Origin of the sequence: Protofrankia coriariae (assembly GCF_001017755.1) — a bacterium.
GTDB lineage: Bacteria > Actinomycetota > Actinomycetes > Frankiales > Frankiaceae > Protofrankia > Protofrankia coriariae.
In genome coordinates this window covers 266-12,640 of sequence record NZ_JWIO01000038.1, presented here as the reverse complement: position 1 = coordinate 12,640, position 12,375 = coordinate 266, and the positions used below count along the sequence as shown (strand labels likewise).

Sequence of the window (12,375 nt, the reverse complement as noted above, 5' to 3'; positions counted from 1 at the left end):
GGCGCGGCTGTACACACACGAAGGCGGACGACCCAGCAGCGTGGGCGTGGGACGGCGTGGGGAACGGCGCTCCCTGGCCCGATAGCCCCGCCCTGCCGCAGCCCAGCCCGCCGCCAACGTACGCCAGAACACCAGATGACCCGACACTCCCGGACGGAGGCAGTCTCCGAAGCTCACGGCAGCGCCCACTCAAGATCTTTATTGCCTTCAGATGCCCTTTGACCGCGTCGATGACCCTCAGCCCCGCCTACGACATGGTGCCGCAGGCACACCAGTCCAACGACGGAGAAGTCGCTCTTGCCGTTGCCGGCGAATACCGCCACGCCGCCATCGCCCTCGACCATCTCGTGAAAGAGGGCCGCGCATGGGGCCTCGCCACGGCCGCCGACCTCGTCGAGGAGACCCTGGCCACGGTCCTTCATCTGACGAGATCAGAGACTCCACACCCACGCGCGGACCCCGGGCTCGCCCACAACATCGCCCGGTTCACCTCCAACCTCCTCACCGGCCACACCATCGGCGGTGAGTAGCCAGACCCCAGAAAACCATGGGGAATCACCCGCTACGTCAGAGGCTGTCAGAAGATCTTCAGCTGGCCGCCAGGGCAGCAGCCTTGACCTGCAGAAACAGCCCCCGTGCTGGCCGATGCACCGTTCTGCCGGCAGGCCCGTTCGATTCCGGCCAACTGAGAAGAGCCCGATTCCCTGAGTGACCGCATTCCATGACTCCTGTCGACTGATTATCAATCAACCAGGATGCTAAGTGGCACCTGCTGAAGCGTCAATGCACAAGACACGACGGGGCGAGACACCGCCACGTGCAGTCCGTCGAGCCGCACCGGAAAGAGGAACCCTGCTGTGAGAACTCACGACCCCGTTGCCGGAAGGCGTGTGCTGCTGACCGGAGCGTGCAGCGGCATCGGACGATCCCTGGCCACACAGCTCGCGGCCAAGGGCGCACACCTCGCACTCGTGGCTCGACGCACCCACCTGCTCGACGGGCTCGCCGTGGAGATCTCCGCGACGGGCGCCGCGCCCCCGGTCGTCCTGACCGCCGACCTCGCCTCGGCCGAATCGGCGACCGACGTGGCGCACCGCGCGCTCGGGGAGCTCGGTGCGGTCGACGTCCTGATCAACAATGCGGGGACGAGCCTGACCGGCGCGCTCAGCCTGCACTCCGATACCGAGGCCGCCCGCGCTGTCTTCGAGACGAACTTCTGGGCGCCGATCGCACTCAGTGCCGCGCTGATCCCCGCGATGCGCGCCCAAGGACGTGGCACCGTTGTCAACGTCACCTCGACGATTCAGTCGGTTCCCCTGCCGCTGCTGGGGTACTACGCGTCATCGAAGGCCGCCCTCGGGCAGGCGACGCGATCGCTGCGCGAGGAGCTCGCCACCACGCCGATCCGTGTGCTCGAGGTGATCCCGGGCGGCACTGACACGGCTCTCCGCGACGTGGACGAGCTCCCGTGGCGCGGCAGCGTCCCGAAGACGATTCCACCGGTCTCGGCGGACTCGATGGCGGCCGCGATCGTGCGGGCCCTTGAGCGCGGAAGCAAGCGGCTGGTCTATCCGCCCTACGCGCTGGTCCCCCTGGAACTTCCTGTCACCGGTCGCGTGGTCGCCCACCTCGCCGGACGCCGAATCGACACGGCCAACGCCCTGCCCAGCGAGCCCTGAGGAAATGCCACCATGCCTATCGTCGCCTATCGTCCTGGCCCGGCCTACCGTCCTGGCCCGGCGCCACGAACGTGCTGGCGCCCTCGCCGCTTTCGCTCACGTCGGCACAGCACCCGTCGCACACTTCGCCGTCCCGAAGTCGCTGGAGACGAAGCTCGGCCTGGTCGCCGCCCCCTGGTTCCGGCGGGAGACGGGGACCGCCAACGCGGGCCACGCGTACGGTGCGCTGCGGCTCTACCACGGCCATCGGCCGGTATCTCCATGGCCGCCGTAAGGGCCGTAGCGACGCTACGCGGCCACCGGAGCGGACCGTTAGCCACTTGGTGGATGAAGGCCCATAACCCGTCAACTAGCGTTTGCCCACCATGACCAGCAATGTGGGTGCGACTGCGGACCGTCGTCGGCTGCTCCTCGAGGCAGCGCGTCAGCTCTTCGGCACGAGGTCGTACGACGACGTCACCACCACCGAGATCGCGAAGAAGGCGGGGGTCTCCTACGGACTCATCGCGCACCACTTCGGGAACAAGCGTGGGCTGTACCTGGCCGTGATGGACGACATCCGGAACGAGCTCGCCGCCGAGCAGGACAGCCCAGTCGAGGGCGAAACACTCACTGAACAACTCCACAACGCGCTTCGCCGCCACGTCGACTACATCGATTCTCACCGGTCAGGGTTCCTCGCCCTGCTCCGAGGCGACCTCGGCGCAGACCCGGGCATGCGCGCGATGTTCGATGAGCTTCGTTGGAGCGGCGCCAGCCGAATCCTGCATCGGATCGGTGTCCATGGTGAGCCACCCCCGGTCCTGCGCGCCGCCATGCGAAGCTGGGTCGCCCAGTTCGATGAGCTGATGCTCGATCGCCTCGACCACGGCGACACGTCCGTCGACACGATCGTCGCGCTGGCCGCCAACGCGCTGATCGCGGCCCTGGGCACCGTACTTTCACTCGATCAGAACATCGAACTCGACCCGGAAGTCCTGGCCCAGCTCGGAAGCTGTCAAGTCACGTGAGACAGTTGGTCGTGACCCGATTGGCTGTTGGCTGTGGGATTGGCTGGTTGATCCACACGGTCTCGGGCAAGCAGGGTGGCTGCGGTCCGCGGGCCTCTGCCGGTGACACAGCACCACAGCGTGGCGCCGTTCGCGGCACGGATTGTCGTCTCCACCGCCGAACCATAACAACGACAGCGCATCCCCCTCACCACAGGCAGCCGGGACCACACCGCACGCCTGTGGGACACCGCCACCGGGCGTCTGCCCGCGACCCGCTGTCCCCTCCCAGATGGCGAGTGGGTCACCGTCCTGGCGGATGGGAGGTACAAGAACTCCGGGGGGCGACGTCCGTTCGCCGCTGTGGCGGTCGGTCGGGCTACGCCGATTCGAGCCTGACGATCTTGGCAGGCCGGACCCCGGCTACCAGCCGCCCGACCCGGCCGCGCCCATCCCCGAGCTGGATCGAATCCCCCTCGACGCGCTGCCGGCGACACAACCGCGAACGCCACCACAGCCGCGGCGGCGAGGGATGACGGGCGGGCAACACCACCGATCTTCCGCCTGATTACAGCACCATTACGACGCCGGTAGGACATACCGGAGAACTACCTGTGGGGGACGCCCGGGACCGGATTTTGTGCGGGGCTGATGTGGGTGCGACCTCCTGGGACGGGGCGGGGACGGCGCGGCGGGGGCGCTGGGGATGGGGTGGGTCGGAGGGCGTTACAGCGAGGAGCCGATAATTCGTTAGCGGCGGCGACCTCCGGCACCTGACCCGCGACCGAGCCGACATGATCACAGCCTGTCACGGTCATGTTTTCGCGCGTCATGCGACAGCCGGGCCCCCGGAAGGGCGGAACGGGAGCCCGGAAGCGCGACAGGAGACCCGGGAACGCGCGAGGGAACCCGGGAGCACACCGGAAACTCGGGCCGCGTCGGCGGCCCCCACTGACATGACGGGGAGTGAGAGGCATCGGCACGGCCGGGATGTTGACACAACCGGGCCATCGACATGATCCCGACAACGTCGGAGACTGGGGCTGTCAGGCGGACATCGCGAACATCTGGAGTCGCGTATGGGCGTCGATCGGCGCAGGCTCGGGGTGGTCGCCGGGCTCGTCGCGGCGGGACAGCTGGTGAGCGCCTTCCCCGGGCGCGCCCGGGTCGCGCAGGACCTGACCGGGCTTACCACCGCCATGCGGGCGTTGGTCGGCGGCTACGGGTCCACCGCCCCGGCGCAGACGGCCCTGCAGGCGTGGAACCTGGGCCGCCACATCGCCGCGTCCCAGGCGGGGGCGGTCCGTACCAGGCACGACTGGCAGGCTCTGCACTCCCGCACCCTCGTGCTGGAGGGCAACGCGCTCATCGACGCCGGTGACATCTGCTCCGGGCTGCGCGCGCTGACCCAGGCCGAGTCGGTCGCCGCGAGTATCGGGGACTGGCCGACGATCGCGCACGCCCACGCCGTGCGGGCGATGGCCGCGCGGGGGCTGCAACGCTGGCGGAGCGCGTTGGCGCTCGCCGTGGAGGGGCAGCGGTACGCGGGCAACACCCCCGTCGCCGTGATGCTGGCGGTCGCCGAGGCCGGCGCGCGGGCGCGCCTCGGCGACGCCCTCGGTACCGTCGCCACGATCGGCCGGGCGCAGGAGCTGATGAGCCGGCTACCCGCCGAGAAACACGGTGCCCCCGCCTACTCCCTCGACAGCTACCATCCGGCGCTGTTCGTGACGATGGCCGCCAGCGCCCTCGTCCTGGCCGGGCAGGTCTACGCGGCCGCGCCGTTCCTGGCCGAGGCCCGTGAGCGGGTCGGTGGCGTGGACGGCACCGAGGGCCGGGACCAGGGTGTCGGCTGCCTGGCTCCGCTGGTGCACGTCATCTGCGCGGACGCGGCGCTGCGCCGGGAGCGGCCGGACGTCGATGAGGCCGAGCATCATGTCACCGGCGCGGTGGCCGCCTCGTCCGGCCGGCCGGCGGCCTGGATGAGCAGCGAGGTGGCCCAGCTCGCCGACGGGGCCGCCCGGCACGGCGCCGACTGGTCCGACCTGGTCGCGTTGACCTCGGCCTGGGGCGGTTCCTCGGACGGGGTCCCGGCCTGACGAAATCTGTCGGATATCCGTTGGGACACAGGCATCCGGCGGCGTCCGGTGGCACATCGGGTAATAAAGACGCTGTGCGGATCCCAGCGCTCGACGCCGACGCGATGGCTGCCGCCCGGCAGCGGCAGGCAATGCTGACCAAGCCTCCGGGCGCTCTCGGGCGTCTGGAGGAGATCTCGGTCTGGCTCGCCGGAGTGCAGGGGGTCTGCCCGCCCAGGCCCTTCCGGCGCATCCGGGCTGTGATCATCGCCGGCGATCACGGCATCGCGCGGACGGGTGTCTCGGCCTTCCCACCGGAGGTCACCGCGCAGATGGTGGCGAACTTCGCCGCCGGCGGCGCCGCGGTGAACGTGCTGGCCCGCACGGTCGGCGCGTCCGTGCGGGTCGTGGACGTCAGCGTGGACAGCGACGAGCCGGTGCCGCCCCCGGCCGGCGCAGCGGGCGATACGGCAGCAGCAGGCGATACGGCAGCAGCGGGTACGGAGCCAGCAGCGGGCACGAGCGCGCCGGCGGCCGGCGGCGTGGACGCGGTCAACGTCACCAGCCGCTACCGGGTCCGGCGCGGCAGCGGGCGCATCGACGTCGAGGACGCCCTCACCGCCGAGGAGGCCGCCCGCGCGTTCGACATCGGCCGGACGATCGTCGACGAGGAGGTCGACGCCGGCGCCGACCTGCTGGTCCCCGGCGAGATGGGCATCGGGAACACCACTCCGTCCGCGGCGATCGTCGCCACCCTGCTCGACCGGGAACCGATCGAGACCGTCGGCCGCGGCACCGGCATCGACGACACCCGGTGGATGCTCAAGACCGCGGCGATCCGGGACGCGATGCGCCGCGGCCGGCCGTACGCCGCCGATCCGCTCGCCCTGCTGCGGGTGATCGGCGGCGCCGACCTCGCCGCGCTGGCCGGCCTGCTGGTGCAGGCCGCCGTCCGCCGCACCCCGGTGGTGCTCGACGGGGTCGTGGTCTGCGCCGCGGCGCTGGCCGCCGAGGCGTACGCGCCCGGGTCGAAGACCTGGTGGATCGCGGGCACCCGGTCGACCGAGCCGGCGCAGAAGCTCACGCTGACGTCGCTGGGCTTTGATCCCCTGCTGGACCTCGGCCTGCGCCTCGGCGAGGGCACCGGCGCGCTGCTCGCTGTCCACCTGCTGGTGGCCGCCCAGGCGACACTCGCCGAGATGGCCACGTTCGACCAGGCCGGGGTCAGTGACAAGACCGCCGGGGCAGCTCCCACCGGCCCGCCCCCCAGCGACGCTGCCCTCAGCGGGCCAGCGTCCAACGGCACCGCAGCCGTCCCGAGCGACACGCCCGGGACGGCGGGCGCCTGACGCGGGCGGCNCGGGCGCCTGACGCGGGCGGCCAATGCTCGCCACGCGGACGGTCTTCTCCCTGCTTTCGCTACTGCCCGTCCGGGGACGGGTCGCGCTCGACCGGCCCACCATGGGCCGGGCCATGGCGCTCGCGCCGCTGGTCGGCCTCGTCCTGGGGGGTATCGCCGCCGTCGTCACGGCCGGCTTCCAACTTCTCACGAAGGTGCCCGCGGCGACGCCGGAAGCCCCGGCCGGGCACCTGCTCCCGGCCGCCATCGGGATCGCCGCCCTGGCGCTGCTCACCCGCGGCCTGCACCTGGACGGGCTCGCCGACGTCGCCGACGGCATCGGCGCCGGCCGGGAGCGGGCGCTGGCGGCCATGCGGGACTCGCGGCTGGGCGCGTTCGGCGCGCTGGCGCTGATCTTCGCCGTCCTGGTCCAGGTCGCGGCGCTGTCGCTGGCGATCGGGGAGCACCGGGGCAGCCTGTCGATCCTGGTCGCGGCGATGACCGGACGGCTGGCGGCCACCCTGGCCTGTACCGGCGGCATCCCCGCGGCGCACCCGAACGGGCTCGGCGCCCTCGTCGCCGGTTCCGTGCGGCCGCGACAGGCCGTCTGCTCCGTGCTCGCCGTGCTCACGGTCGCAGCCGGCGCCGGGCTGCTGGGCGTCGACGGCCTGCTCGACGTGGACGTCGACGGTGGTGGCGGCAGCCCCGGCCAGGCCGCGCGCGCGGTGGCCGCGGTGGCCGTGGGCACCGCGGCGGGCTGGCTGCTGCGGCGCTACCTGGTCGGCTATCTCGGCGGCATCACCGGGGACGTGCTCGGCGCCCTCGTCGAGATCACGGCGACTGTCACCCTGGTGTTCATGGCCCTGGGCGTCCCTACGATCTGAGGCACCGCCCCGGCATCATCCAGCCGGTGGTCCAGCGGTATCTCATTCGGCGGTGGTAGTAGGAACACCAGGCCACAGCACCGCTCCAGGGCACTTCAGCCCTCACTTCGGGTTCAGCCCTCACTTCGGGGAGGAGTCGACGAACGGTGGCCGCAGCACGGTCATCGCCGACGGCCGGCCCCGCACGTCCACCCGGACGGTGTCCCCTTCGGCGACGCCGCGGTCGAGCAGGGCGAGGCCGATACCGGTCCGCAACGTCGGCGAGAACGTCCCGCTGGTGACCTCGCCCACCCGCCCGCCGGCCAGGTCGTACACGGCCATGTGCGGCCGTGGGATGCCCCGGTCTGTCGAACGCAGCCCCCACAGCAGCCGCGCCGGGCCCGCGCTCCGCTCCGCCAGCAGCGCGTCCCGGCCCCAGAACCGCGGCTTGTTCCAGCCCACCGCCCAGCCGGCCCGCGCCTGCACCGGGGTGATCGACGGCGAGAGGTCCTGGCCGTGCAGCGGGTAGCCCATCTCGGTCCGCAGGGTGTCGCGGGCGCCGAGACCGCACGGCCGCGCCCCCACGGACGCCCCGGCCGCCAGCAGCGCGTCCCACACCGCCGGGGTGTCCGCCCAGCGCGTCACGAGCTCGAATCCGCGTTCACCGGTGTAGCCCGAACGGCACACGACGATCTCCCCGTGGGTGCCGTCGCCACCACCACCGCCCGCGCTGTCAGGGCCAGCGCCCTTCCAGCCGGCCGACGTGAAGCTCATGTAGGCACCGTCGACCGGCAGGCCGAGCGCGGACACCAGCTCCGGCGCGGCCGGACCCTGGACCGCGATCACGCCGAAGGCCGTGTGCAGGTTCTCGACGGCAACCTCCGGTGGGGACGCCGCCGCGAGCCGGCGGACGACCTCGGCGGTGTTGGCCGCGTTGGGGATCAGGAAGACCTCCGACGCGGAGTACAGGTAGGCGATCAGGTCGTCCACCACCCCGCCGGTCTCCGGATCGCAGCACAGCGTGTACTGGGCCTGCCCCGGGCCGATCCGGGACAGGTCGTTGGTGAGGGCGGAGTCGACGAGGTCCGCGGCGCCGGGGCCGCGCACGCGCGCCTTGCCGAGATGACTGACATCGAAGATCCCGACCGCGGACCGGACCGCCGCGTGTTCCTTGAGCACACCTCCGCCGGGATACTCGATCGGCATCTCCCATCCGCCGAAGTCGGCCAGCTTGGCGCCGAGCGCCACATGCCGGTCGTGCAACGGAGACTGCAACAGCTCACCCATGCCTCGGCAGGCTAGCCCCATGGAGCGGCTCTCGAGCCGCTCCATGGGGACCCCGAGCTCGAGAGCGGGCCACCACGCAGGGGTTTCCAGATCTTCCACCGAAGATCCGGAAACGAACAACACCCCCACCCACGAGCCGCTCCATGGGGACCCCGAGCTCGAGAGCGGGCCACCACGCAGGGGTTTCCAGATCTTCCACCGAAGATCTGAGCGTGCACCCGGCCCGTCGAGACGCCCCGCCCGGGAACACCCCAACCGCCTCGGGACACCTCCTTCGAGCGTTTTTGGATACTCATGACACAGGCCCGTCCTACAGGTTTTTGGAGGCATCCGCACTCAGGCCGCCAACAGATCATCGATCATCGATGGGCGGATGTGGGGCGAGGATGTGGAAGATGTGAACGCGGCGCTGCTCCAACAGCGGTGGATTCACGTCCTTCGCGCTCCTCAGGGTGGCCGGGGCGGTTTGCGGGACTCGGCGTGGTCGGCGGGTGACGCGCGGTCGGGATGCGGATACGGGGCGGGGAACGGCCTCTCGGGGGAACGGCCTCTCCGGGGAAAGGCTGCGGTGATGCTCCGGAGGCGGTTGCGGGAGTGGCTCCCGGGACGGTTCCGGCGTCGGCCGGTCGGTTCCTGGGGCTCGGCTCCCGGGGCTGGGGCTGGCCGGCACCACGGGCGGGGACGGGCGCTGTGGGACGGCGTGGGGGACCCGGCTCTGCATCGTCTCGTGGTGTGTTCCGTAGTCTCTCGACATGACCGTGACTGCCGTGACAACTTCATCCGTACTGGATCTTGACGCTGACGTACTGGTGATCGGTGTCGCGACGGGCAAGGACGGTCCCATCCCACTCGGCGGCACCGAGGAACTGGACACGGCACTCGGCGGCCGGCTCGCGACGGTTCTCGCTGACCTGGGGGCCACTGGCAAGGCCGGCGACCTGGTCCGTTTCGCGACTTTGGGAACCCTGCGCATCCCGACGGTGCTCGCGGTCGGCGTCGGCGCGCCGCCGTCACAGCTGCCGGCGACGGGCCCGTCACCAGCAGGAACATCGGCGGCGGGCGCGGACGCGGCGGCGGCCGACGGCGGCATCGACCACGAGACGCTGCGCCGCGCGGCCGGGGCGGCCGTGCGCGCGCTCGCCGGCACCACCCGGGTGGCCACCACCCTCGCTCTCGTCGCCGGCAGCCCCGGGCCGGCGCGGCTGCGTGCCGTCGCGGAGGGATCGCTGCTCGGCGCCTACGCCTTCCGGGAGTTCCGGACCACGTCCGCGGACGACCACCGCCCACCTGTGAGCGAAATCACATTCGTGGTGGACAGCGCGTCCCGGGCCGCCGCCGACGACGCGGTGCGTCGGGCCGGTGTCGTGGCGGACTCCGTGGCCCTCGTCCGCGACCTCGTCAACACCCCGCCCGGGCATCTGCCGCCGGCAGCGTTCGCCGAGATCGCGGCCCGGCGCGCGGGCGAGGTGGGCGTCACCGTCGACGTGCTCGACGAGCAGGCGCTGGCCGACGGCGAGTTCGGCGGCATCCTCGGAGTGGGCCAGGGCTCGGCGAACACACCCCGCCTCGTCCGCCTGGAGTGGCGCCCGGCCGGTTCGCCGGCCACCGGGGGGCCCGCGCTCACCCTCGTCGGCAAGGGCATCACGTTCGACTCGGGCGGCCTGTCGCTGAAGCCCCCGACCGCGATGGAGTGGATGAAGGCCGACATGGCGGGGGCCGCATCGGTGCTCGCGACGCTCGTCGCGGCGGCCCGGCTGAACCTGNCGGCGGCCCGGCTGAACCTGCCGGTCCACCTCGCCGGCTGGCTGCCGCTGGCGGAGAACATGCCCTCGGGCGGGGCGATCCGGCCGGGCGACGTCCTGGCCCTGCGCGGCGGCACCCGGGTGGAGGTGCTCAACACCGACGCCGAGGGACGCCTGGTTCTCGGCGACGCCCTCGCCCGCGCCGCCGAGGACTCCCCCGCCCTGATCGTGGACGTCGCCACCCTCACCGGTGCGCAGATCGTCGCCCTGGGGCAGCGCACCGCCGGGGTGATGGGCCGCGGCGGCGCGGTCGACCAGGTCGTCGACGCCGCCCGTGACAGCGGCGAGGCGGTGTGGCCGATGCCGCTGCCGCCGGAGCTGCGCAAGGTGCTCGACTCGACCGTCGCCGACCTGGCCAACGTCGCCGGTGGCGGCGGCCGGGATGGCGGCATGCTCGTCGGCGCCCACTTCCTGAGCACCTTCGTGCCCGAGGACATCCCCTGGGCGCACATCGACATCGCCGGGCCGTCCTGGAACGGCGGCGAACCGTACGGGCACACCCCCAGGGGCGGCACCGGGGCGATCGTCCGGACCCTGCTCCAACTTGCCGAGAACGTTGCCGGCAACCAGCGGCCGGAGGTCCGCTGAACCAACTACCAGCGGGTAACGGGTACCGCACGGAAGTGGTCCGGTGAAATACCGGCGTCATGCACCACAGTCGCAGCGGACCTCCGACGCCGCACTGACGTGACATGAAAGACTGAACGCATCCCAACCAGTCAACGAGAAGGGACACCTGGCGTGGTGGACTCTGCGGCGGGTCCCGTCGACCTGGTCATCCTCGGCGGCGGCAGCGGCGGTTACGCGACGGCTCTGCGTGCCGCAGAGCTCGGCCTGACCGTTTCTCTGATCGAGAAGGACAAGCTGGGGGGAACGTGCCTGCATCGCGGGTGCATTCCGACCAAGGCGCTGCTGCACGCGGCGGAGATCGCGGACAATATTCACGAAAGCGGTAACTTCGGGATTCTGTCGACCCTCGAGGGAATCGACATCGCGAAGGTCAACTCCTACAAGGACTCGGTGGTCAGCAAGCTTTACCGGGGGCTGACCGGCCTGGTGAACACCCGTGGCATCGAACTCGTCGAGGGCTACGGGCGGCTGGTGTCACCGACATCTGTTGCCGTAGGCGACAGGATCATTACTGGTCGTCACGTCGTGCTGGCGACCGGGTCGCAGTCGAAGTCGTTGCCGGGCCTGGAGGTCGACCACCACCAGGTGATCACCAGCGACGACGCCCTCCGGCTCGACCGGGTGCCGGCATCCGCCGTGGTGCTCGGCGCCGGCGCGATCGGCTGCGAGTTCGCCTCGGTGTGGCGCTCCTTCGGCGCCGAGGTGACCATCGTCGAGGCCCTGCCCCACCTGGTGCCGCTGGAGGAGGAGTCCAGCTCCAAGCTGCTGGAGCGGGCCTTCCGTCGGCGCGGCATCAAACAGCACCTCGGCGCCCGGTTCGCCGGTGTGAAGACCACCGACGAGGGCGTCACGGTGACCCTCGAGGACGGCACGACCATCGAGGCCGAGCTGCTGCTGGTGGCGGTCGGGCGCGGGCCGGTGTCGGAGGGGCTGGGCTACGAGGAGGTCGGCATCGCGACGGACCGCGGGTACGTCCTCGTCGACCACCAGCTGCGCACCAACGTGCCGACCGTCTCCGCCATCGGCGACCTGCGCCCCGGCCTCCAGCTCGCCCATGTCGGCTTCGCCGAGGGGATCTTCCTCGCCGAGAGCCTGGCCGGGCTGAACCCGCCGCCGATCAACTACGACAACATCCCGCGGGTCACCTACTCACACCCCGAGGTGGCCTCGGTCGGGCTGACCTCGGCCGCGGCGGCGCAGCGCTACGGGGACGTCGTCACCCAGACCTACGACCTGGCGGGCAACGGCAAGGCGCAGATCCTGCAGACCGCGGGCGCGGTGACGCTCGTGGCCGTGCCCGACGGCCCGGTGGTGGGCGTCCACATCGTCGGCGACCGGGTCGGCGAGCTGATCGCCGAAGCCCAGCTGATCACCAGCTGGGAGGCGCTGCCCGCCGAGGTGGCCCAGCTCATCCACCCGCACCCGACGTTGTCCGAGTCCATCGGTGAGGCGCACCTGGCGCTGGCCGGCAAGCCGCTGCACTCCCACAACTGACAGTCACCACTGACAGCCAACGCCCATACCTGACAGGTAACACAGTCAACCGATCGATCGGGGGCCACGGATGCGCGACGCCGGCCACCGCCGCACACCCCCCGCCCCAGCAGCAGTCACCAGGGCCCGCGGGTACACGACACGCACCATGATCGTGTACCCGCTCGCCCACCAGCCATCAGGGCCTGCGGTGACGCGGCGGCAGGTGCCCGCC

At 71.5% G+C, this 12,375-nt stretch carries 9 protein-coding genes; 8 read left to right on the top strand and 1 reads right to left on the bottom strand.

What is annotated here, in order from left to right; genetic code table 11:
• The first annotated feature begins 230 nt into the window (after nt 1-230).
• From FrCorBMG51_RS19160 to FrCorBMG51_RS19130, 6 genes are all read left to right on the top strand, one after another.
• Nucleotides 231-530 (top strand): hypothetical protein, encoded by a 300-nt coding sequence (locus FrCorBMG51_RS19160; RefSeq protein WP_047224437.1) that lies wholly within the window; start codon nt 231-233, stop codon nt 528-530.
• 327 nt (nt 531-857) lie between these two features.
• Nucleotides 858-1,679 (top strand): SDR family NAD(P)-dependent oxidoreductase, encoded by an 822-nt coding sequence (locus FrCorBMG51_RS19155; protein ID WP_047224436.1) that lies wholly within the window; start codon nt 858-860, stop codon nt 1,677-1,679.
• A gap of 365 nt (nt 1,680-2,044) precedes the next feature.
• Complete coding sequence (locus tag FrCorBMG51_RS19145; RefSeq protein ID WP_047224434.1) at nt 2,045-2,689, top strand: TetR/AcrR family transcriptional regulator; 645 nt, start codon at nt 2,045-2,047, stop codon at nt 2,687-2,689.
• A 1,058-nt stretch (nt 2,690-3,747) separates the two neighbouring features.
• Nucleotides 3,748-4,767: a hypothetical protein gene (locus FrCorBMG51_RS19140; protein ID WP_047224433.1), complete on the top strand. Its 1,020-nt coding sequence runs from the start codon at nt 3,748-3,750 to the stop codon at nt 4,765-4,767.
• Nucleotides 4,768-4,841: 74 nt separating this feature from the next.
• The gene (locus FrCorBMG51_RS19135) at nt 4,842-6,095 is read left to right on the top strand and encodes a nicotinate-nucleotide--dimethylbenzimidazole phosphoribosyltransferase (RefSeq protein ID WP_052914842.1); all 1,254 of its coding nucleotides are present in this window, start codon (nt 4,842-4,844) and stop codon (nt 6,093-6,095) included.
• A 34-nt stretch (nt 6,096-6,129) separates the two neighbouring features.
• The gene (locus FrCorBMG51_RS19130) at nt 6,130-6,969 is read left to right on the top strand and encodes an adenosylcobinamide-GDP ribazoletransferase (RefSeq protein WP_047224432.1); all 840 of its coding nucleotides are present in this window, start codon (nt 6,130-6,132) and stop codon (nt 6,967-6,969) included.
• A 120-nt stretch (nt 6,970-7,089) separates the two neighbouring features.
• Here the strand turns inward: FrCorBMG51_RS19130 and gcvT are convergent, their stop codons facing one another.
• Nucleotides 7,090-8,235: a glycine cleavage system aminomethyltransferase GcvT gene (gcvT, locus tag FrCorBMG51_RS19125; RefSeq protein ID WP_047224431.1), complete on the bottom strand. Its 1,146-nt coding sequence runs from the start codon at nt 8,233-8,235 to the stop codon at nt 7,090-7,092.
• 752 nt (nt 8,236-8,987) lie between these two features.
• Between gcvT and FrCorBMG51_RS19120 the strand changes: the two genes are divergently transcribed.
• Both FrCorBMG51_RS19120 and lpdA read left to right on the top strand, forming a co-directional pair.
• On the top strand, nt 8,988-10,625 hold the full coding sequence (locus FrCorBMG51_RS19120; protein WP_047224430.1) for a leucyl aminopeptidase: 1,638 nt from the start codon (nt 8,988-8,990) through the stop codon (nt 10,623-10,625).
• Between the two features lie 153 nt (nt 10,626-10,778).
• Complete coding sequence (gene lpdA, locus FrCorBMG51_RS19115; RefSeq protein WP_047224429.1) at nt 10,779-12,161, top strand: dihydrolipoyl dehydrogenase; 1,383 nt, start codon at nt 10,779-10,781, stop codon at nt 12,159-12,161.
• Nucleotides 12,162-12,375 lie beyond the last annotated feature (214 nt).

Excerpts from the sequence above, each read along its gene's own strand:
- gcvT (WP_047224431.1), bottom strand. The coding sequence starts at position 8,235 with ATGGGTGAGCTGTTGCAGTCTCCGTTGCACGACCGGCATGTGGCGCTC.
- FrCorBMG51_RS19145 (WP_047224434.1), top strand. The coding sequence starts at position 2,045 with ATGACCAGCAATGTGGGTGCGACTGCGGACCGTCGTCGGCTGCTCCTC.
- FrCorBMG51_RS19130 (WP_047224432.1), top strand. The coding sequence starts at position 6,130 with ATGCTCGCCACGCGGACGGTCTTCTCCCTGCTTTCGCTACTGCCCGTC.
- FrCorBMG51_RS19140 (WP_047224433.1), top strand. The coding sequence starts at position 3,748 with ATGGGCGTCGATCGGCGCAGGCTCGGGGTGGTCGCCGGGCTCGTCGCG.
- FrCorBMG51_RS19160 (WP_047224437.1), top strand. The coding sequence starts at position 231 with ATGACCCTCAGCCCCGCCTACGACATGGTGCCGCAGGCACACCAGTCC.